This window comes from Acinetobacter sp. YH1901134, from assembly GCF_013416965.1.
In the GTDB taxonomy this organism is placed as follows: Bacteria; Pseudomonadota; Gammaproteobacteria; order Pseudomonadales; family Moraxellaceae; genus Acinetobacter; species Acinetobacter amyesii.
In genome coordinates, this window is the sequence record NZ_VPEW01000004.1 from 311,955 (window position 1) to 334,206 (window position 22,252).

Below are 22,252 nucleotides of genomic sequence, written 5' to 3' on the forward strand. Positions count from 1 at the left end.
AAAACATTTAGACTAGTTTTATGGATTGCCTATCATTTCGTGTTGACCAATAGACGCAAATCACAATCGCCAACAACAATACAAAAGAAGCCATAAAGCGACTTAGATCCAATCCACCTGAACTGATTGGCTTGTCTAAAAAATCACCAACAACAGCGCCCAATGGACGTGTCAAAACAAAAGTAGCCCAAAATATAAACGTCTTTGAGACCCGACTAAAAAAGTACAACAACGCCATCAATAGAATTAAACCACCAAATAGCCAAATGCCACCGCTATAGCCTAATCCTGCACTATCGGAAGTCCAGTCCCCCAAAGCCGTACCTAATGTTTGAGAAAATGTAATCGTCAACCAATAAAAGATCTGTGTTCGCGGCAAATTCACTACACTTGGATTGATCGATCCTTCGACTCGATACCAACTAAAAAGCGATATGAGCACCAAACTCAGCAACAGCAAACTACCACCCAAGTAGCCAATCCCTAAAGAACGATCTACAAAATCCGCTAAAGTCGTACCTACCGTTGTACTGGCAATAATCGTGGCCCAATATAAATAAGGTTTATAGGCTTTGGACTTTATTTGAAAATACAGCAAACTGATAAATATGCCTGCGAAAATAAAGGTACTGAGTAGATAGCCCAAATTTAAGGACATGGACAATGCATCACCACTGGTTTCACCAAAGGTGGTCGCAAAAATTTTGGTCAACCAAAACAGTGCGGTAATCTCAGGGACTTTTTTAACGGAGTCTTGTAGCTCAGACACTTGCATATGCATCACTCAATGCAGTTATGTTGATGCTTATATCTTCGATAACTAAAATGAATTTTTGCTTAAAACTTGGCTTAAAATAAAGCACTCTTTTTTTGAAATACTAAATGAAAAAAGCACCCGATATCGGATGCTTCATTTAGAGTGTTTACTGTCTGTTTTTGGATTGAAAACTAAACCAGATATTTGAAATAATTATAATTTGGATGGCTTTCAACATAGACATAATTCTGTTTTTGATAGAATTTTGCAGCATTTTTAAGTTCTGTATTTAAGCACAGTGCAGAAAAGTGTTTTTTTGCACCCTTTTCCAATTCCACCAATAACTGCTTACCCACCCCATGCTGACGGTACTGCGGATGCACATAGAAACGGCGAACACGACCAATCCGTTCTTCTACACCAGTATCACCCCATTGCTGATTTAAACCGCCACAAGCAATCAATTTATCGCCATCATAAGCAAACAATAATTGCTCACCGGTTTGGTCAAAACGATTTTTACCACTTTGATATTCTTCAATTAAACGGTGTATAAATGTATAGCCTTCATGCTGCGCCAAAGCAGCAATATTTTCGATTTGAGCAGGAAGTTGCTCTGCTGGACGAATCGTAATTTCCATATATTCACACTTTTAATCTGTTATCTATTTATGATGACCAAATCATCTTGATTCAGTCTGAACACCCTATAGCTCTATAAAAGTAAAATTTTTCGATTTGCACAATAGCAAAGCTGATTAAAACGGCAACTAATTCAAAAAAAATGTAAAAATATAATGGATTTGCCCAATTTTTATACACACTTGTCCTTTAATTGAATTTTCTTCAACAAACTACAGCAATCCTGAGCATTCGTGTAAACTTAGCACTTTCATTTTTTTGATGTGAACATACAACATGGCAACTGTTGACCTTTTTGCAATTGGTAATGCACTTATTGACCAAGAATTTAAAGTCTCTGACGAATTCTTAATTCAACACAATCTGCAAAAAGGTACGATGCAACTGACTGATGGCGATACTCAAGCAGCCCTTTATAACAATCTAAAAGCGACTCAAGAATATAAAGGTCAAGCTTCTGGTGGTTCTGCAGCAAATACAACGGTTGCTTTTAGTGCTTTAGGCGGAACTGCATTTTATGGTTGTCGTGTCGGCAATGATGACTTAGGTCAAATTTACCTAAATGGTTTAAACGACGCAGGTATCCAAACTGCAACTCAATCAATCAGTGAAGGTGTAACCGGCACATGTATGGTATTGGTCAGCCCTGATTCTGAACGTACGATGCATACTTACCTCGGTATTACTGCTGAATTAACTGATAGCCAAATTGATTTTGGCAGCTTAAATACTGCGAAATGGTTATATATCGAAGGTTATCTTTCAACATCAGATAGCGCGCGTCTTGCGGTAAAACAAGCACGTCAAATCGCCAAAGCCAATGGTGTACAAATTGCATTGACCTTATCTGATCCAGCAATGGTGCAATATGCACGTCAAGGTCTAGATGAGTTACTCGATGATGGCGTGGACTTATTGTTCTGTAATGAACAAGAAGCGCTGATGTACACAGAAACAGATCATTTAGATGCTGCACTTGCTAAATTACAATCACTAAGCAAACACATTGTCATTACATTAAGTGCCAAAGGCGCCTTAATCCATAATGAAGCAGCAACATTTACCGTGCCAGGTCGTAAAGTTACCGCAGTAGATACCAATGGTGCTGGTGATGCATTTGCGGGTGCTTTCCTATATGCACTGAATGCAGGTCATAACTATCAAACGGCTGCTGAACTTGCCATCTTGATTTCAAGTGAAGTTGTGGCTCAGTTTGGTCCACGCCTAGCAGTTGAAGACTATGCTCAGCTTTTACAATCATTTCAAAAGGAATGTGCTTAATGTTTAAAATTTGCATGACGGATGATGTGCCTGAACGTGAAGCACGATCATTCGAAACACCTGAAGGTGAAACGATTTTTATCACCCAACGTGATGGCATGTTTTACGCTTATCAAAATAACTGCCCACACTTGCACGTAGAACTTGAGTTTCTAGAAAATCAATTTCTAGATCGTGACCAAGAATTTATTGAGTGCTCAACACATGGCGCCCTGTTTATGGTCGAATCTGGGGAATGTATTTCTGGTCCATGCCAAGGTCAAGCCCTTGAAAAAGTGAACATTAACGTGCATTCTGATGGTGGAATCTACCTCACAGAAGAATAAACACTGGAATACAACCATGTCCGCATTTTTAACAGACTATAACTTAATACCCTTTCATTTAAGTTTATTAGCCGTACTGTTATTGGGCATGGTTGAAACCATTGGCTACTATATCAATATTAGTCCTAGCCAAGTTTTACAAAAAATTGCCCCTCAGCGCATACAAGAGTTGGCATTATTGAATGTCAAATTTTCCAAGTCTCTGATTTTGTTCTTTTTACTGATGAATTTTAGCTTTGCAGGCTATGTACTTCAGTTCTGTATACATGCCAAAGAAGGTCAATTCGTTCCCGCTTATTATCTGATTTTACCTGCGTTAATTATTGCCATATTCTTTACGGTATTTATGATTCATTGTTTGGATCAGGTTGTCCCACCCAAATATAAAAAACAAACCGTTAACCTACTGGGTCGTCTAGCCACCATTTCAAGTGGAAATGCCCGTCCCGGTTTTTCAGCTCAAGCGCGGGTGCGTGATGAGTTTGGTCAACTACATTATGTGCAAGTTGAGCCAGAATTTGGTGAGTTAGAGTTTCAGTCGAAAATCATTTTGATTCGTCAAAAAAAATCACACTATATTGGCAAAAAAATCAGTGTGTCGAACCGTCTATTTAATCCATCCTAGTGACAATCTAAGCGTCACATTGTTATCATTTTCAAATCATAAAAAGCCAGTGTTCACTGGCTTGTATTCAATCAAATACCTAAAGCGATATTTTGATTAACGCTTAAGAAAACCTGAGACCAAATTCATCACGTGTTGAATATCAGCATTCGCTTCTTGCTGATTGGTTTGTCCAGCTTGTGGCGTCAATGAGTCAATAATTTGCGGCAATACCGTTGAAATTGCGCTATATACATCTTGTTTCTGGGTTTGTGTTTCTTGTGCAACTTGCTCCACTTCGGCATCATCAAATAAATTTTGTACTTGTTGATTAGTCACAGCAGCATTATCACCAGGGCCTGTAGATACCCAATCATCAACCTGACTGCTCAAGCCCTGTCCACGTAATTTATCCAAAGCACCTTGTAGGCCACCTTGTTTTTGAATCCAAGCCAACACTAGAGGTAACACTGCTACTAAAATGGTTGATGCATTACCCCCGCTACTACGTTGCTGCGGCTGCGCTGCACCACCCAGTTGGCCCAACACAGAGCCTAAAATTCCACCCAAACCACCCGCTTGGTTTTGAGCATTGGTTTGGTTATTTTGAGTGCCTGCATTTGCGCCCAATTGACCCAGCACCGAACCTAAAATACCACCCAGACCACCTTGTTGATTTTGATTGTTTGCACCACCAAGGGCCTGCTTTGCTAAAATCTCAACAATATTATTTAAATTTGTCATTTTATTTTTCCCAGTGAAACCTAGATAAATTCATTACAGCATACGTGGGAAAACACAGATTTATCATAAATGTTTGTTAATTTTTGCAATTTCTCGCAGGCTAAGTATTTGTTACCAACGGAATTTATCCCAGTTTTCAGGATTTGCCCAAAATTTAGAGTTAAACCAATCTGGAATATGTTTATAAGTCAAAATATTAAACTGCCATAAAGCAAAATCACTTTCATGCGTGGTTTTATCAATGAGCTGAGTAAAGCCTAAAGCACGTAATAATTGTTCATCGTGTAACTTACTCACCACCACGATGCGTTTGGCAAATAGGTCACGCAATTTTACCAACATCTGCGTTTTCTGCTGCTGATCCAAACTCAACATGGTTTCAGTATCAAGAATCACAAATCCAAGGTCAAAACGCTGGGTAAAAGGCAGATTTAAAAACTCAGTTACGTTAAAATGTTGCCATTGAATTGGATGAAATTGATTGTATTGCTCAAGATCCTGACCAATACAGATTGCGGTTGAAATGGGCTGCTCTTTTGACAAATCGTCTAGCATAGAAGTGATGACATTTTGTTCAGCCATTGACCGCATCCTTAATAATGAAGTGAGTATTCGTATGGAACTACAAGGCATTTGCCATAAAATGCATGCAGGTCTTAAAGACCTTAGTGTAACTGATCAACATACACACAAGGCAAATGTTGAGTATAAATTTATTCTAGATCGCTCAGAAGTTGATCTACCGTTTAGCCTTGGCCAAGAAATTGAAATCGAAGCCACGGGAAATATTTACTGTATTTCTTGCGGCGCAAAAACACCTAAATCTTATTCACAAGGTCATTGCTTCAAATGCATGAAGACTAAGGCTTCTTGTGATATGTGCATTATGAAGCCTGAAACCTGTCATTATCATCTCGGGACTTGCCGTGAAGATGATTTTGCCCATGAAGTTTGCTTTCAACCGCATATTGTCTATTTAGCCAATTCGAGTGCCTTAAAAGTGGGGATTACTCGACTTGGTCAAATGCCTACACGTTGGCTGGACCAAGGTGCGACGCAAGCTTTGCCTATTATGAAAGTTGGTTCACGTCGTCTATCTGGTCAGCTTGAAGTCATGTTTGGAACGCAAGTGGCCGATAAAACTGATTGGCGTAAATTGCTAAAAGGTGAAGCAGAACCCATCAACCTGATCGAAATTCGAGACCAATTGGTAGAAGAATTCGCACCTAAAATTCAGACCATTCGCGAAGAATTTAGCCAAAATTTAGAGTTTAATGAAACCGTCGAACTGTTAGAAGATGAGTTACCACGCCAATTTATCTACCCGGTAGAAGAATATCCTGAAAAAATCAAATCACATAATTTGGACAAAACACCGATTATTCGAGGAAAATTACAAGGGATTAAAGGTCAGTATCTGATTTTGGATACCGGTGTGATCAATATTCGTAAATACACGGGCTATGAAATTAAAGTACGTACTTAAATCGACTTAACGTGTCTAATTAAGTTTAAAAAAGCGAGATATTTCTCGCTTTTTTTTTCACACACTTTACCGATTTGATTCATTGAACAGTTGAAAGAAACTTTAAATATGGCAACGCCATTAACTGCTCCGCTTCTAAGATAGGCATATGACCAACATGGTCTAAAATCAGAGGCTTTTCGGCTTTTTTAGATAAGCGTCTCAGTTCTTCTGCCACTTCAACATTGATAATCTGATCTTGCTTCCCCCAGATAATAAACACAGGTGCATCAATGCCTCGTGCAGCCAAAGCAAAGGACTCCGGCGTATACAAGGTGGCCATTTTTTGCAGTTGCTCCACCATTTTATTGGTTTGTTTAGACTGAACTATCATCAACTTTTCTTGCCCAATTTTTAATTCTTGTGGAATAAAAGGCGGGGATTGCATCACGATCTTCATCACGCGATCAAAATCACCAGTTTTTCTGACCACTAGCTCTGCAAGCTTTGCCGTATCTTTTAGATACGCTGTATTGCTCGACTTAAAGACACCTGCCGAATCCACCAACAATAAAGATTTCACTTCTAAGGGATACTGAGCGCTATATAGCATGGCAATTGCACCACCCATCGAATGCCCTGCGATATGTAAATTTGGATCTAACTTTGTAGCATCAATAAATCGTCGTAATTTTTCAGTTAAATTTGGAATCGATAGATCAAATTGATCTGCGACAATAGTTTCTCCATGTGCTGGCAGATCTGGAATAATGACATGATAGTTGGCCGTTAAATAACGGGCAACGCGGTTCCAATTATCACGCGTGCCTGACAAACCATGCAGCAACAACAGCGTCGGTTTTTGTGGATTTCCGCCTTCACTGTATGTCCATTCGATTTCATTATTTTTGACTTTTTACTGGTCAAGCCCGCCCAAGCTCTTTCCTGCTCTAGAACATTTTGAAAGTTTAGTTCTGCAGCTTGAATACTACTCGCAACACAAATGGTTAATAGCATCAATATCATGTGCTTAAAATATTGATCTATCCATAGCAATAACGGGTTCTTTAAACGTTTAAATTGAGGCATATACATAGATATCATCCGCTTAATCCTTGTCGTGATGAGTTATTTCTTCTTCATATTATTTTTTTGAGAACACCAATCTACGATGCTAGAGCCGATATTTCATTTGCCAAATCTTTTAAATAAAAATTATATCTGTCAATTTAAGTCAAAAAAAACCAGCTCAGAAGCTGGTTTTTTTAAAGCTGCCTTAATTATTTAATTTTGGCATGATCTTTTAGATAACGTGTGTAGTCATCAAATTCTTGCTGACCACGAAGCTGTTGATAAAGTTTTTTTAACTCATCTAACTGCTCACCCGTTAATGCCTCATCAGATTGTTTGTTCACTGCAGTCACAGCTACCACAACCAACTCATTTGGTAGATTTGTAGTCGTAACAGACCAATGACCTGCTTTCGGCGCTTTTACACTAAATGCAGCACGTTGAATTTCGCGTTTCAACAAACCATCAGCACGAGTGAAGGTACCCGCATTTTCAAAGTTTAAATTGCCTTTCGCGACTGAAGCAGCAGGTTTTGCAGCAAACTCTTTCAATGTCGCTTGAATTTGGGCTTTTGCAGCATCAGACGCTTTCTTTTCAATCAGCTGAGTTTTCACATGCGCTTTCGCTTCAGCTAAGGTTTGAACACCTGCAGCATGATAGTTACGCACTTTTACCCAAACTACATCACCGTTTTTCAACTGAATGCTAGATGAAACATTACGTTCACCATTTTTAACATCATCGTTAAACAATTTAACTTTGACATTTGCATCACTTAAAACTGGATGTTGCGATGCTAATGTTAAGCCATTCAATGATTGAACTTTTACACCTTTCACTTCTTGACCCACGACATCAAGGGCATCACTGCTCACAACCATATCATTGAGGCTGTTTACAGTGTCAGAAAAAACATTGGCTTTTTTCGAAGCAGCGACTTCTGCTTGTAGACGTGCCTTTTCCTGTTCAAATGAAGCCACTTTTACAGCTGGCGCCACTTTTTCGATCAAGTGATAACCACTGTCTGTTTTCACTGGAGCAGTCACTTGACCAGCTTGAGCACCTTCAACTGCTGCATCAAATGCATCACCAAATACACCTTTTTCATAAGCAACCAGTTCACCACCTTTCGCTTTAGATTCAGGATCTTCAGAGAATTGCGCAGCAGCTTGGTTAAAGCTTAAACCCGCTTTAATTTTAGCTTGAACACTTTCAGCCAGTTTTTTAGCTTCGGCATCTGAACGATTGTCCGCAGTGATCATGATGTGCTTAACGATAGGTTTAACTGACTTCTGTGCATTCTCAACAAAGCTGTTATACGCTTCTTTCAGTTCAGCATCAGTTGCAGCCTCTATAGGTGCAGTAATATTGGCAGGTGTTAATACGACAAAATCTGCATCAACACTGGTTGGTTGCTTAAATTTGTTTTTATGCTGCTCATAATAAGCGGCAATTTCAGCATCAGATACTTTTACATTTTTCTTGTAATTTTCAAGATTAATGCTCGCCAACTGAATACTACGTTGTTCCGTTTGTAAGTTCGCAATTTGCAAGATATCAAGCTTACTCACCAATGCATATTCCATAAATGTTGTAGACAACATTTTTAAAGCATGGTCTTTACGTAAATTATCAATGAATGTGCGATTCGTCATACCAATCGATTCAAGGTATCGCGCAAACGCTTCATCAGAAAATTGACCATTGACTTGAAAGCTTGGCTGCTGATGAATCATTTGCACAATTTGTGCATCACTTAAGCTAATGCCTAATTTATCAGCTTGTTGCAATAGCAATTGGCGTGAAACCAAAGTATCCATCGCTTTTTTGCTAATGAAATTTTGATTCAATAATGTTTCATCACCCTGAGCATATGCCAGATATTGTTCTTTTAATGAGTTCGTCAGTGCTTCGAGTTCTTTTTGAGAAATTTCAGTACCGTTTACAGTCTTTGCTGCATCTTTAGATCCACCACTAAAATATCCTTCAATACCTACAAGTGCTAAAGGGGTCAAAAACAAAACGAGCAAGACCTTGCCCAGCCAACCCTTAATGACTTTACGAAACGATTCCATAAGTATTCCAATATTTTATTTGCGGTGAATTTTAACCGAAAACCCGAGATGAATGAATGCGATATATCAATTAATCACATTTACCAATAAAAAACGCGCCAATTTATGGCGCGTCTCATGTGCTTAATAAGATTAAGCTACAGAATCTTTCAAGCCTTTACCCGCTTTGAAGCTAGGAACTTTGCTTGCTTTGATTTCTAAAGTCGCACCAGTTTGTGGGTTACGACCAGTACGCGCAGCGCGTTCTTTAACGCTGAAAGTACCGAAACCAACTAAAGTAACTGTATCACCAGCTTTTAATGCATTGGTAACTGCAGCAATTGTAGCATCTAAAGCTTTACCGGCATCGGCCTTAGATAATCCCCCATTTTCGGCAATTGCATCAATTAATTCTGATTTATTCATGAAAATTACGTCCTCTTAATATCGTTTATTTAAGGTTCAAGAATTTGTATAAAACGCCATAACGCCTTTATAGCAATGCTTTAGGGTTAAACGCAATACTCCTCAACCTCTTTTTATAGAATTTTTTGACGAAAAAAACCTTGAAAATTCGATAATATTAAAAAAGTTAGTGCTTTTTTAATATTTCGGCCCTCAGTTGGGCATTCTCTTCGGCCAATTGGTCAACTTTAGTATGTAATTGAAGTATAAGCCTTTCTAAGTGCTGTAAATCCTTTACAGTCACCAATCCTAAACGGTTTAAAGAATGATTAACACCATTATCTAAAATTTTTTCTACCTTATCTTTCGTATCGGTTACAGATTCCTTGGCTTTTTCTGAAACTTTTTCGACAGTTTGATCTGCAATATCAATCGTTTTGGACTCAAGCTCCTCTCCAACTTTGACTAAAGAGTCAAAAAGCTTATTTCCCTCTCCCTCAGCACGTGAAAAAGCACCTAATCCAGCCAACCAAATCTGTTTGGTATATTTACGAAAATCCATTTTAGAGCGACGATCAGAATGACTACGTACCCGAGGTTTAGCCAGCTTTTCTGATGTTTCCTGTGCATCGTCAATTATGCTTTCTGTATTCTCCATAATCCGCACTTCTCCTGATTATTTTATGTGCACATCAACATGTGATTCTTCATTTTAACAACATAATAGCAAACATATAACTTGATAGATTGATTAAACTGTTCTACAAAGCTAGTGAATTACCAAATTTTTGGTATATTCTAAGTTCCTCTAGAGCAGGACGCTCAGTTTCCAGTGCTTTTCAGATTTTAACAAGGACATTTTTTTATGAGCGATACGCAACAAACACAAGCTCAACCACATTTGTTGCTTACTATGACCCTGATTGTTTTAGAAACTATTTTTACCTTCATTTTAAAACATGACCGCGTTGTAGCATTACAAGCTAAAAAATTTGTTGATCAAAAAGTCGCACTAAAAATAAATAGCTACATCCCTTATTTTGACTTTTATGTTCAGTTTACTGAGCACGGCATTCTGTTCGACACTAAATCTCCAGATAAAGCCATCGACCTTGATGTCCGCACGACACTAATGGATTTGGTGAAAATTTTTGTATTTGGTAATCGTAAGAGCATCAAAACCATGCGTATCGATGGCGATGTAGTTTTAAAAGATGAATTTCGTGATTTGGTTTCTTTATTTAGTGTGCCGAAAATTTTATCTGACTGGAAACACTGGTTGTCTGAACCTGTCGAAGAAAACGATATCGTTGCATCTAAAAAACGTATTGCCCCACTTTTAGAAAAAATTGAACAGCAACGCTCTAAAATAAACACGCTACAAGTTGAAGTTAAACAATACAAAAACCGTATTAAGCGTATCGAACGTCGTCAAAAGCGGATTAATATCGCTTTTAGTCTAATATCTGTTCTTTTAATAACGTTATTAGTGTATAATGTGTGGTTCAAATAAATACATAATTTTTCAGACAAAATAAAACAAATAAACAATCTCAAAAAAACTTGACTATTTTAGTCAGGATTCATAAAATCTGCACATCTAGACTTAACATGTGTATCGAATCATGCGCTTAACAACTCGCGGTCGCTACGCAGTGACTGCTCTACTTGATCTAGCTTTGCAGCCAACTGAACAAACGATCACTCTTGCAGAAATTGCAGCTCGTCAAACCATTTCAGTGGCCTATCTTGAGCAGTTATTTGCAAAATTAAAGCGTCACGGCTTAGTTTCCAGCATCCGTGGAGCAAACGGTGGTTACCACCTTGCTCGTAGTGCTGAAGACATCACTGTTTTGGAAATTATTGAAGCTGTAAATGAAACAGTTGATGCAACCCGTTGTGACCACAAAGGCAACTGCCAAAATGGTGCAATGTGCTTGACTCACGATTTATGGCAGGAACTCTCCCACCACATTGCCGATTATCTTGCAAAAATCACCCTTGCTGACCTTGTAGCACGCGATAACGTTCAAACCGTATCAATTCGTCAAAATTCAGCAAACTTTGATTCAGCCCTTTTATCGGTTACAGGTATTTGACATGAAGCGTCCTATTTATCTTGACTATGCAGCAACTACACCTGTAGACCCTCAAGTCGCAGAACGTATGATGGAATGTCTAACGTTTGACGGTACTTTTGGTAATGCAGCTTCTCGTTCTCATGCTTACGGCTGGCAGGCAGAAGAAAAAGTAGAATATGCACGTGAACAAGTTGCTAATCTAGTAAAAGCTGATCCACGCGAAATCGTTTGGACATCTGGTGCAACTGAATCTGACAACCTTGCGCTTAAAGGTATTGCTCAGTTCTATGCATCTAAAGGCAAGCACATTATTACAAGTAAAATTGAACATAAAGCAATTCTTGATACTTGCCGCGAGCTTGAAGAAGAAGGCTTCGAAATTACTTATCTTGAGCCAGAAGCAAAAACAGGTTTAATCACACCTGAAATGGTTCAAGCTGCCCTTCGTCCAGATACAATTCTTGTATCTTTGATGATGGTGAACAATGAAATCGGTACAACTACAGATGTAGCTGCAATCGGTGAATTGACTCGTGCAAACAAAACTTATTTCCATGTAGATGCTGCGCAAGCTGCTGGTAAAGTAGAAATTGATCTTTCAACAATGAAAGTTGATTTGATGAGTTTCTCTGGCCACAAAATCTATGGTCCTAAAGGTATTGGTGCTCTTTATGTACGTCGTCAACCACGTGTACGTATTAAAGCGCAAATGCACGGTGGCGGTCATGAACGTGGTATGCGTTCAGGTACGCTAGCGACTCACCAAATCGTGGGTATGGGCGAAGCGTTCGAACTTGCAGGCAAAAACCTACATGCCGAACAAACTCGTATTCGTGTACTTCGTGACAAACTTTGGAATGGCTTGCAAGGTCTTGAACAAGTCTTCCTGAACGGTCACCCAGAATACAACGTTGCAAACTATCTAAACGTCAGCTTTAACTTCGTTGAAGGTGAATCGTTAATGATGGCACTTAAAGATTGCGCAGTATCTTCTGGTTCTGCATGTACATCAGCAACTTTAGAACCATCTTATGTACTTCGTGCATTGGGTCTTTCAGACGAATTGGCTCACAGCTCGATTCGTTTCAGCTTTGGTAAATACACCACTGAAGCCGATATTGACCACGTACTTGAAATTACCAAAGCAGCAGTTGAAAAACTACGTGATCTTTCACCGCTTTGGGACATGTACAAAGAAGGTATCGACCTTAATTCTGTAGAATGGGCTGAACACTAATTCATCCCGGTGAGATAGCTTTTATTTTAAGGCTATCTCATTGATTAACGTAATTTCACCCCCATATTAATCTTAAGGCTGACCCCGAGGTTTGGAGAAGCATCATGGCTTATAGCGAAAAAGTAATTGATCATTACGAAAACCCTCGTAATGTTGGTGTTTTAGACAAAAATGCAGAAAACGTTGGTACAGGTATGGTCGGTGCACCAGCTTGTGGCGATGTTATGCGTCTACAGATCCAAGTTGATGACAACGGCGTAATTGAAGAAGCTCGCTTCAAAACTTACGGTTGTGGTTCAGCAATTGCATCTAGCTCATTAGTAACAGAGTGGCTAAAAGGCAAAACTCTTGATGAAGCTCAAGCAATTAAGAACATTGATATTGCAACTGAACTTGCACTTCCACCAGTAAAAGTACACTGCTCTGTACTTGCTGAAGATGCAATTAAAGCTGCTGTAGAAGACTACCGTAGCAAGAAAGTAAAAGCTTAATTGTTTACGTGTTTTAAAAAAGATTAACGGAGTTTTCATGATTCATTTAACTGAAAATGCTGCAACTCATATCAGCAATTACATCAAGAATCGCGGTAAGGGTGAAGGCATTCGCGTTGGCGTGAAAACTTCTGGCTGTTCTGGTTTAGCTTATGTACTTGAGTTTGTCGATGAAATTGACACGCATGACCAAGTATTCGATCAGTTTGGCGTAAAAGTATTCGTTGACCCAAAAAGCTTAGTTTATCTTGAAGGTATGGAGATGGACTATGTGAAAAATGGTTTAAACGAAGGTTTTGAATTTAATAACCCAAATAAAAAAGGCGAATGTGGCTGCGGCGAATCGTTTACGGTTTAAGCCATTTCCACGCTCCTTTTTCGCATTAAAACAGTGTAAAATTCACTGTTTTAATTGCATTTAAAGCAACACTTTTTGCACCTCTATTGCGGACACCATCTCCCATGAATCATTTTGAGTTGTTTAACTTACCTGTAGCACTCGATATTGATTTAGCAGTTTTAAAAGCTGAATTTTTAAAGTTGCAGCAACAATATCATCCAGATAAAGCCGAAGACAAAGATCTAGCCCTGATTAAATCTAGTGAGATTAATCAAGCATTTAAAGCTTTATCCAATATTGATAGCCGCGCTGCATATCTTTTAAGTCTCAAAAAACAAGATTATCACCTTGATCAATCGATTAGTGATTTTGAGTTCCTACAAGATGCCTTAGAAATTCGTGAACAGTTAGATGAGGCAGGCTCTGCTGATGACCTCACTTCACTTAAAACTGAAGTTCAGCAATGGATTGACGGTTTGGTTCGTGAATTTAAAATTGATTATGACGACGAAGACTGGGCTGAAGCACGTGATACCGTACGTAAATTACGCTTCTTCCAAAAAGTAATGGCTGACATCGATAAAGCTGAAGATCGCTTCTTAGACGACGATAGCTTTGATTTAGACGATGATTTTTAATTTATTTTTTATATTTGACGTTCAAAGGATGTAACACACATGGCTCTCTTGCAAATTGCAGAACCTGGTCAATCAAGTGCGCCGCATGAACACCGCATTGCAATTGGTATCGATCTTGGGACTACACACTCTTTAGTAGCCACGGTACTTTCTGGTAAAGCGAAAGTGCTTAACGATGAACATGGTCGTGTGTTACTACCTTCTATTGCACACTATGGCGAATCCACTACGCAATATGGTGACGATGCAAAGGCATTCTTAACGACTGATCCTAAAAACACCATCGTTTCTGTAAAACGCTTTATGGGTCGCTCTAAAGCAGATATCAAATTCCAACACCCGTACAACTTAGTCGGTGAAGCGAATGAAATGCCTGCTTTTGAAACTGCACAAGGTCGTAAAACACCCGTTGAAATTTCTGCTGAAATTTTAAAACAACTAAAAGACCGTGCAGAAAGCAGCTTAAATAATCCAGTAAATGGTGCTGTCATTACAGTGCCTGCCTATTTTGATGAAGCACAGCGTCAAGCAACGCGTGATGCAGCGCAGCTTGCAGGTTTAAATGTACTGCGTCTTTTAAATGAACCTACTGCGGCTGCAGTGGCTTATGGCTTAGACCAAGACACCAATCTTGCACATGATCAAAACTATGTGATCTATGATTTAGGTGGCGGTACTTTTGACGTTTCAATTTTACGTTTCTCTCAAGGTGTTTTTGAAGTTCTAGCAACGGGTGGCCACACGGCGCTTGGTGGTGATGACTTAGACCGTCTGATTGTAAAATGGGTAAAAAAACAACTGAATATTGAAACTTTAGATGATGCTGAATATGCACATTTCATCGTTTCTGCTCGTAAAGCAAAAGAAGCTCTAACCGAGGCTGAATCTGTAGAGCTTAAAGTTCTTGATCAATCATTGACTTTAGACCGCCCTACTTTTGAATCCATCATCAAAGTTGCTTTGGATAAAACCATCAGCGTTTGTAAACGTGTCATGCGTGATGCCAAGCTTGAACTCAGCGAGATTCAAAATGTAGTATTGGTCGGTGGTTCTACTCGCTCGTATGCTGTACAAAAAGCTGTTCAAGATGTCTTCAATCAAGAACCACTTTGCACCATTAACCCTGATGAAGTTGTGGCCATTGGAGCGTCGATTACAGCGAACCAACTTATTGGCAACTCTAAAGATGGTTCATTGCTTTTAGACGTCACGCCGCTTTCTTTAGGTTTAGAAACCATGGGCGGTTTGGTTGAGCGCCTTATTTCGCGTAATACAGCCATTCCAGTGGCGCGTCGCCAAGAATTCACAACTTATCAAGATGGTCAAACAGCGATGTTGATTCATGTTGTACAAGGTGAACGTGATCTAGTTGAACATTGCCGTAGTCTAGGTCGTTTCGTGCTTCGTGGTATTCCACCGATGACTGCGGGTCAAGCGCGCATTGAAGTGACTTTCCAAGTTGACGCAGATGGTTTACTCACGGTGTCTGCCAAAGAAACCACTTCTGGTGTGCATGCCCAAATTGACATCAAACCTTCTTATGGTTTATCTGATGCCGACACTGAACGCTTACTGATTGATGGTTATAAGTTTGCTGAAGAAGATAAAAACTTACGTCATCTTCAAGAAACCAAAGTGGAAGCAAAACGTGAACTTGAAGCACTTGATCAAGCACTTAAAGTGGATGCTCAACTTCTCAGCCAAGAGCAACTCAGTTCCCTCACTGCAGCACGCACTGTTTTAGATGCTGCACTTGAAACGACAGATATTAAAGCTATTGAACATGCTGTAGAACAGCTTAAAATACATAGCGATGCATTTGCTGCAGCTCGTATGAATCAGCACATTGATGCCGCATTGAAAGGCACAAAACTCGATGACTGGTCAAACTCAAATTAATTTATAGGTCAAGATTATGCCACGTATTAAAGTACTGCCTCACGCAACAATCTGCCCAAACGGCGCTGAGTTTGAAGTCGAATCAAATGCTAACCTTTGCGAAAGCATGTTAAAAAACGGCATCAAAATTGAACATGCATGTGATATGTCTAAAGCATGCACCACTTGCCATGTGGTTGTACGTAAAGGTTTTGATGGTCTAGATGAAATGGATGATGTCGAAGCAGATCTTCTCGATCGTGCTTGGGGATTAGAACCAGACTCTCGTCTATCATGCCAAGTAAAAATTGAAGATGAAGATTTGGAAATTGAAATTCCTAAATACACTATCAACCATGCTTCAGAAAATCATTAATTTATAGATAATTTTCTATAATCAAAAAGCCAGTTCATCGTCACTGGCTTTTTTATGCATAAATAAATTCAACATTTCAAAAAAAAATAAGAAGTTTTTATAAAAGCATGAACTGAGTTATTGTTAAAATTTTACGTGATACGATTAGATCTAATTTTTACAATGTATATGTGAAATTAAGAGTGAGATTCAGTTTTTTTGACTTCTTCAATCACTTCATCTTCTAAATTCAGTTTTACAATACCGGCAGAGTTAGTCATTTTTTGCTGTGTTTGTAGGCGTTGAATCATGCGTTCTAAAACATGTATTAGTTCAGGATATTCAAAGTTTTGTACTTCATCTAAGTTCAATAATAGATTAAAGCCTTTATATTCGTAATCGAACCAACGTTGATAATCTGTTTTCTGTGAGGTGTATTTTTCCATCACTTGCCAAGTACGTACTGGGCCTTTGATGCCTTTTAAGAAGATCGGTGCTTTAGGTGCACATAAATAGTCATTTTTCACTAAATGATGCGTGTCATCTGAAATCAAAATTTCATCGACTTCGGCCGCACTTTGCAATCGTGCAGCCAAATTCGCATCACGACCCACGATGGTATATGCCATACGGTGAGCTGCACCATAGTTCCCAACGTGGCAATACCCTGTAGAAATACCCATACGAATGTGTAGCGGCGGATAACCCATTTTAATCCAGCGTTCACGCAGTAACTTCATTTGCTGACGCATAACCATTGCCATCTCTAAACAAGTTTTTGCATCTTGCTCTACACCTTGGCTATGTGGATCACCAAAGAAGATTAGAATTGCATCACCCATAAATTTATCGACAGTCGCTTCATACTGTTTGGCAATCTCAGTCATATGACTCAAATAGTCATTGAGTAGAAATGCTAAATCGTCTGGGATTAATGTTTCAGAAAGTTCTGTGAACCCTTGGATATCTGAAAAGAAAATCGTGAGTTTTTTACGTTTATATTCGATTTTAGCTTCAGACTCACCTTTCATAATCGATTGCCAAAGCTGCATTGGCGCATAACGACTCAATTGATTAGCGAATTCCATATAACGATTCATCTGATCATAATAGTGGTTCTTTTTATTGCTCAAAGACTGAACTTGGGTGTGTTGATAAAATGTCCCCACACTGAAATATGTAATAAGACACAAAAAACCTAGAACGGTTAACTCACTGCTGGTTGACTCAAAATATTCTTGAAAACCAAAGATATAAATATTACATAAATAAAATACAGTGACACCAACAATCCCAGCTAAGGACATCATTAAGAAATTAATTTTGTTATAAATGGTTGTATATAGCAGCGCAAAGACCGCAAGAAAGGTTAAAACGAGGCTTAAATGTACTGCAGACATTAGTACAGCAATTACTATGATATCGATCAGAAAAAGCACATTGCGCTTAAGTTGATTGCTATATCGATAAATTAACCAATGAGAAAACTTAGGAACGACTAAAATCAGAAAAAATAAAAATGCAGGAATATAGATTTGATATTGCGTATCTGGCTGAGTGTAATGATAGACAACAATCACCAAAGACAGCATGATATATCCCATCAAACGATGAAAATATTCAAACTGTTTAGGCTCTTTGCTGATTAAATTGTCTAACGGCACTCGATCGCCCCCATACGGACACTCATTCTTCTACTATCCTGATATTGTCCGTAAATCGGGATTAGTCCATACGCCAATCAAAAGGCATATCACCTTGACCACGTAGTGCAAGCATCAGTGTTTGGCGCATGTGTGCCAAGACATCATTATTATAAGGAACTGCTGGCGTACCCCAAACTGGTTTCGGCCAAGCCACATCATTTTGATAACGAACAACATGATGAAAATGTAATTGTGGAACCATATTACCCAATGCAGCTACATTCATTTTGTCTGCACGGAATACACGTGACAATTGGCTTGATAACCAGCTTGACTCACGTAAAAACTGCTCTTGGTCTGCCTGACTTAATTCATAAAGCTCTGTAATCCCCGGAACACGTGGAATCAAAATAAGCCACGGGAATTGCATATCATTCATCAAACGACATGTTGACAGAGGAAAGTCGCCTACATAAAACGTATCTTGAGCAAGTTGTGGATGTAAACTAAACATATCTTTATAAATGATGCAAAATTAGAATGATGGCTAATACTATCACATCCTTATGGGTGTGAATATTCTGTACAGAACGTTTCATTACAAATAAACTGCATTTGAATAAAACGTTGCTTGCTTATGACTCTAATAAATTTTTCAAAAAAATCAAGCGTTTCTTCTATATAAAAAACACGCATGAAAATCTATTCATTCTATACAAGCAATTTATACGCCAAATCTAGTGATTTGGCGCTAATTCCTTCAGTAAACTGCCTAATAAGTCATTTATAAATTGAATGCGTTTGTCATATTCTTCGAGCATGACCATCACTTTTAGACGCTGTCCACCTTCCATTCGGAAGAAAGTCGGATGCTTTTGCATCATTTGGATGATGGATATGGCTTGAACTGGTGTATCTGGTGAGAACTCAATACTGCCGCCATGTGAGCTGATATCAATTTTAGTGATACCCAATTGCTCCGCTTTTAAACGCAACTGATGGACAGAGAATAACTGTTTGACTGCTTGCGGCGGCAAGCCAAAACGATCGATCAACTCCATACGAATGTTATCGAGTTTCTCTTGAGTATCCGTATTACTAATGCGTTTATAGAACAATAACCGTTGATGTACATCGCCCAAATAATCATCTGGAATTAAGGCTGGCATATGCATGCTAATTTCAGCCGTTAATGACAATGGAGAGTCAAAGTTTGGCGTTTTACCTTTTTGAATGGCTTTGGTGGCTTTTTCAAGCATTTCCATATACAGGCTATAACCGATGGTTTGCATTGAGCCACTTTGCTGTTCACCTAGCAACTCACCTGCACCACGAATTTCTAAGTCTTCTGTAGCCAACATGAAACCCGCACCCAAAGTCGATGCACGAGAAATGGCATCTAGGCGTTTTTCAGCATCACCTTTTAGGCCTTTAAGCGAAGGCACGAGTAAATAAGCATAGGCTTGATGGTGCGATCGTCCAACTCGACCACGTAATTGATGCAACTGTGCTAGTCCCAGTTTATCTGCACGCTCAATCAAAATGGTATTGGCGTTTGGCACGTCAATCCCAGTTTCAATAATGGTTGAACACACCAGCACGTTATATTCTTTGTGATAGAACTGCTGCATGATTTGCTCTAGCTCACGCTCACGCATTTGACCATGTGCTACCGCAACTCGGGCTTCAGGAACCAATTCACGTAGAGTTTCTGCCGTACGTTCAATGGTCTCCACTTCATTATGTAAGAAATACACTTGCCCGCCACGTAACAGTTCACGCAAGATGGCTTCTTTGATCGAATCTCCAGTGTGTTCTTGCACAAAGGTTTTCACAGCAAGACGACGTGCAGGCGGCGTTGCAATAATAGATAGATCACGCATACCACTAAAAGCCATATTCAGCGTACGTGGGATAGGCGTTGCAGTTAGCGTCAGCATATCTACATCGGCACGTAAGGCTTTAATTCTCTCTTTATCACGTACACCAAAACGATGCTCTTCATCCACGATCATGAGGCCGAGATTTTTAAATTGCACACTTTCCTGCAAGATTTTATGTGTGCCAATCACGATATCCACTTTGCCTTCTGCGAGGTCTTCAATGGTTTTGGTATGTGATTTTGATGAACCAAAGCGTGAAAGGACTTCAATACGTACAGGCCAATCCGCGAAGCGATCTTTGAAAGACTCGTAGTGCTGCTGCGCCAACAACGTGGTTGGAACAAGTACAGCCACTTGTTTGTTATTTTGTACTGCCACAAATGCAGCACGCATGGCCACTTCTGTTTTACCAAAACCGACATCACCACAAACCAAGCGATCCATCGGCTTCGCTTGTTGCATGTCATAGAGTGTCGCTTCAATAGCATTGGCTTGATCTAAAGTTTCCTCATAGGCGAAGCCACTGGCAAACTGCATATAGAGACTTTGATCCAGTTCAAAGCCATAACCGGGCTTCGAATGACGACGGGCTTGAATATGTAAAAGTTCTGCCGCCACATCATGGATCTGCTCTAAAGCTTTGCGTTTCGCTTTAGACCATGCATCTGTACCCAATTTATGTAATGGTGCTAGATCTGGGTCACCACCACTGTATCGGCTAATTAAATGCAGGTTTGTTACAGGGACATACACCTTGGCTGCATCGGCATAGTCTAACTGCAAAAATTCATGGTCTTGGTCATCGATACTCAAGGTAATTAAACCTGCGTACCGTCCCACGCCATAATCAATATGAACCACAGGTGCGCCAATACTTAGCTCGGTTAAACTACGAACAAGAAATTCTTCTGATACTTCCTGTTGGCGTTTACGACGACGTTGAACCACACGGTGTTCATAAAGCTGATTTTCAGAAATTACACTAAGCTTGTCAGTTAGCAATAAACCACGATCTAAGGGCGCATTGGTGATCGCAATCGCATGCATAGAATGCATAAAATCATCAAAACTTTCGACCGTCGGGATATCACCCAAACTCGGACGCAATGCATCTTTTAAGGTTTCACGTCGACCTGCACTTTCAGCCACCAAAAGTACTGGATTATTTGCCGCATCGATATATTGCTTAACCGCAGAAAATGGCTTTTCACGTTTAGGATCGACAGGTAAACGAGGTGGAATCTCAGCAGCAAGATTGATTACGCCATTGCGTTCATCAAAAGCCTCAGGCGAAGCCACGATACGACGGCAAAGATTTAATTGTTCTAACACTTGATTTGGTTGTAGGAAAATCTGCTCTGGCGGCAAAATCGGTTGGTCGACATTATGACGGCGGTCTTCATAACGACGCACAATATCCGACCAAAACTGAATCAATGTGTCATCAATAGCTTTATCTGTAATGACAATGCCATTCTCTGGTAAGTACGAAAATAGCGTACTTTGCTCTCTCATGGCTTGTTCAGAAAAGAACAACGGAAAATAAAACTCAATACCCGGTGAAGCTATGCCATCTTGTACATCCTGATAAATTGGATTTTTCTTTGGATTTGCCGTTGGAAAATTTTCCGCATATCGATCACGAAACAGTGAGCGCGCTTCTTTTAATGGAAATTCTTTTGCAGGTAAAACCGTAAAATGATCTAAGTTTTGGGTGGTTCGCTGAGTTTCAGGATCAAAGAATTTGAGGGTATCGATTTCATCATCAAATAAGTCAATACGAATCGGTGAACTTTGCCCCGAAGCGTAAATATCCATGATGCTGCCGCGTACTGCAAATTCACCATGATCATAAACGGTATCCACCAAGTGATAGCCCGCTTGTACTAATCTTAATTTTTGTTGTTCTATATCAAATTTTTGACCTACTTTAATATCAAAGTGTTCACCTAATACCCAAGATGCAGGCGCAACTCGCTGCGCTAAAGTTGTTGCTGAAACCAACAACACACCTTGCTGTGGCATATTGGACAAAATCGCCAAGCGCTCAGAAACGATGTCTTGATGTGGCGACAGCCGGTCATAAGGTAAAATTTCCCAATCTGGGAAAATAGTCGGCTTAATTCCGTAAAATTCCAGCTCACTTTCTAACTGCCCGAGATGCTGATTATTACGTGCTACAATCACAAACAACTGTTTCGATTGTTTGCTAATTTCTTTAAATAATAATGCAGCAGATGAGCCTTGTAAGTTTCCGACCCACCGCTTTTCGCCAGCTTTGAGCTGTTTAAGATTGAGTTGTGAAATTTCTTGCTGGAACATGATGTAAATAGCTTTTAATGTTTTAATCACTT

Annotated in this window: 22 protein-coding genes and 1 pseudogene; 12 read left to right on the plus strand and 11 right to left on the minus strand. The window is 39.4% G+C overall.

Features of this window, described 5'->3' with window-relative positions:
• Window positions 1-7: 7 nt before the first annotated feature.
• Complete coding sequence (locus tag FTV50_RS05355; RefSeq protein WP_180023993.1) at window positions 8-775, minus strand: hypothetical protein; 768 nt, start codon at window positions 773-775, stop codon at window positions 8-10.
• A 173-nt stretch (window positions 776-948) separates the two neighbouring features.
• Entirely contained in the window at window positions 949-1,398 is a 450-nt protein-coding gene (locus FTV50_RS05360) for a GNAT family N-acetyltransferase (protein WP_180023768.1), read from the minus strand.
• Window positions 1,399-1,675: 277 nt separating this feature from the next.
• On the opposite strand from FTV50_RS05360, the gene FTV50_RS05365 reads away from it, so the two are divergent.
• From FTV50_RS05365 to FTV50_RS05375, 3 genes are read left to right on the plus strand one after another with little or no spacing between them, the layout of a single operon-like run.
• A complete protein-coding gene (locus FTV50_RS05365; RefSeq protein WP_180023769.1) occupies window positions 1,676-2,680 on the plus strand; it encodes an adenosine kinase in 1,005 nt (334 codons plus the stop codon).
• Window positions 2,680-3,006 (plus strand): Rieske (2Fe-2S) protein, encoded by a 327-nt coding sequence (locus FTV50_RS05370; RefSeq protein ID WP_078188656.1) that lies wholly within the window; start codon window positions 2,680-2,682, stop codon window positions 3,004-3,006. Before FTV50_RS05365 ends, FTV50_RS05370 begins: the two co-directional genes overlap by 1 nt.
• 16 nt (window positions 3,007-3,022) lie before the next feature.
• Window positions 3,023-3,631: an OB-fold-containig protein gene (locus tag FTV50_RS05375; RefSeq protein WP_180023770.1), complete on the plus strand. Its 609-nt coding sequence runs from the start codon at window positions 3,023-3,025 to the stop codon at window positions 3,629-3,631.
• A 96-nt stretch (window positions 3,632-3,727) separates the two neighbouring features.
• On the opposite strand, the gene FTV50_RS05380 is transcribed toward FTV50_RS05375, so the two are convergent.
• Entirely contained in the window at window positions 3,728-4,354 is a 627-nt protein-coding gene (locus FTV50_RS05380) for a YidB family protein (RefSeq protein ID WP_180023771.1), read from the minus strand.
• Between the two features lie 111 nt (window positions 4,355-4,465).
• Window positions 4,466-4,936, minus strand: coding sequence for a DUF6231 family protein (locus tag FTV50_RS05385; protein ID WP_078188659.1), 471 nt, complete (start codon window positions 4,934-4,936; stop codon window positions 4,466-4,468).
• 34 nt (window positions 4,937-4,970) lie between these two features.
• Between FTV50_RS05385 and FTV50_RS05390 the strand changes: the two genes are divergently transcribed.
• Complete coding sequence (locus FTV50_RS05390) at window positions 4,971-5,840, plus strand: DUF2797 domain-containing protein (RefSeq protein ID WP_180023994.1); 870 nt, start codon at window positions 4,971-4,973, stop codon at window positions 5,838-5,840.
• Window positions 5,841-5,919: 79 nt separating this feature from the next.
• On the opposite strand, the pseudogene FTV50_RS05395 reads toward FTV50_RS05390, so the two are convergent.
• From FTV50_RS05395 to FTV50_RS05410, 4 genes and pseudogenes are all read right to left on the minus strand, one after another.
• A pseudogene (locus FTV50_RS05395) lies at window positions 5,920-6,836 on the minus strand (alpha/beta fold hydrolase).
• Between the two features lie 263 nt (window positions 6,837-7,099).
• Window positions 7,100-8,965 carry a SurA N-terminal domain-containing protein gene (locus FTV50_RS05400; RefSeq protein WP_180023772.1) on the minus strand — a complete coding sequence of 622 codons (1,866 nt, stop codon included), beginning with the start codon at window positions 8,963-8,965 and terminating at the stop codon, window positions 7,100-7,102.
• A 132-nt stretch (window positions 8,966-9,097) separates the two neighbouring features.
• Window positions 9,098-9,370, minus strand: a complete 273-nt coding sequence (locus tag FTV50_RS05405; protein ID WP_078188662.1) for an HU family DNA-binding protein — start codon at window positions 9,368-9,370, stop codon at window positions 9,098-9,100.
• 166 nt (window positions 9,371-9,536) lie between these two features.
• Entirely contained in the window at window positions 9,537-10,007 is a 471-nt protein-coding gene (locus FTV50_RS05410; RefSeq protein WP_111883718.1) for a phasin family protein, read from the minus strand.
• A gap of 207 nt (window positions 10,008-10,214) precedes the next feature.
• Between FTV50_RS05410 and FTV50_RS05415 the strand changes: the two genes are divergently transcribed.
• The 8 genes from FTV50_RS05415 (at window position 10,215) to fdx (ending at window position 16,390) form a co-directional block, all read left to right on the plus strand.
• Window positions 10,215-10,862, plus strand: a complete 648-nt coding sequence (locus FTV50_RS05415) for a hypothetical protein (protein ID WP_078188664.1) — start codon at window positions 10,215-10,217, stop codon at window positions 10,860-10,862.
• Window positions 10,863-10,974: 112 nt separating this feature from the next.
• Entirely contained in the window at window positions 10,975-11,448 is a 474-nt protein-coding gene (locus tag FTV50_RS05420; protein ID WP_078188665.1) for an Rrf2 family transcriptional regulator, read from the plus strand.
• A gap of 1 nt (window position 11,449) precedes the next feature.
• Window positions 11,450-12,667, plus strand: a complete 1,218-nt coding sequence (locus FTV50_RS05425; RefSeq protein ID WP_078188666.1) for an IscS subfamily cysteine desulfurase — start codon at window positions 11,450-11,452, stop codon at window positions 12,665-12,667.
• A gap of 104 nt (window positions 12,668-12,771) precedes the next feature.
• The gene (gene iscU / locus FTV50_RS05430; protein ID WP_078188667.1) at window positions 12,772-13,158 is read left to right on the plus strand and encodes a Fe-S cluster assembly scaffold IscU; all 387 of its coding nucleotides are present in this window, start codon (window positions 12,772-12,774) and stop codon (window positions 13,156-13,158) included.
• Window positions 13,159-13,195: 37 nt separating this feature from the next.
• Entirely contained in the window at window positions 13,196-13,516 is a 321-nt protein-coding gene (iscA, locus tag FTV50_RS05435) for an iron-sulfur cluster assembly protein IscA (protein WP_180023773.1), read from the plus strand.
• A gap of 104 nt (window positions 13,517-13,620) precedes the next feature.
• Window positions 13,621-14,136 (plus strand): Fe-S protein assembly co-chaperone HscB, encoded by a 516-nt coding sequence (gene hscB, locus FTV50_RS05440; protein WP_180023774.1) that lies wholly within the window; start codon window positions 13,621-13,623, stop codon window positions 14,134-14,136.
• A gap of 39 nt (window positions 14,137-14,175) precedes the next feature.
• Window positions 14,176-16,035, plus strand: coding sequence for a Fe-S protein assembly chaperone HscA (hscA, locus tag FTV50_RS05445; RefSeq protein ID WP_180023775.1), 1,860 nt, complete (start codon window positions 14,176-14,178; stop codon window positions 16,033-16,035).
• 16 nt (window positions 16,036-16,051) lie between these two features.
• A complete protein-coding gene (gene fdx, locus FTV50_RS05450; protein ID WP_078193483.1) occupies window positions 16,052-16,390 on the plus strand; it encodes an ISC system 2Fe-2S type ferredoxin in 339 nt (112 codons plus the stop codon).
• A gap of 176 nt (window positions 16,391-16,566) precedes the next feature.
• Here fdx and FTV50_RS05455 read toward each other — a convergent pair whose 3' ends face one another.
• From FTV50_RS05455 to mfd, 3 genes are all read right to left on the minus strand, one after another.
• Window positions 16,567-18,033, minus strand: coding sequence for an adenylate/guanylate cyclase domain-containing protein (locus FTV50_RS05455; RefSeq protein ID WP_180023776.1), 1,467 nt, complete (start codon window positions 18,031-18,033; stop codon window positions 16,567-16,569).
• 61 nt (window positions 18,034-18,094) lie between these two features.
• Window positions 18,095-18,529, minus strand: coding sequence for an HIT domain-containing protein (locus tag FTV50_RS05460; RefSeq protein ID WP_067762788.1), 435 nt, complete (start codon window positions 18,527-18,529; stop codon window positions 18,095-18,097).
• 223 nt (window positions 18,530-18,752) lie between these two features.
• Window positions 18,753-22,220: a transcription-repair coupling factor gene (mfd, locus tag FTV50_RS05465; RefSeq protein WP_180023995.1), complete on the minus strand. Its 3,468-nt coding sequence runs from the start codon at window positions 22,218-22,220 to the stop codon at window positions 18,753-18,755.
• Window positions 22,221-22,252 lie beyond the last annotated feature (32 nt).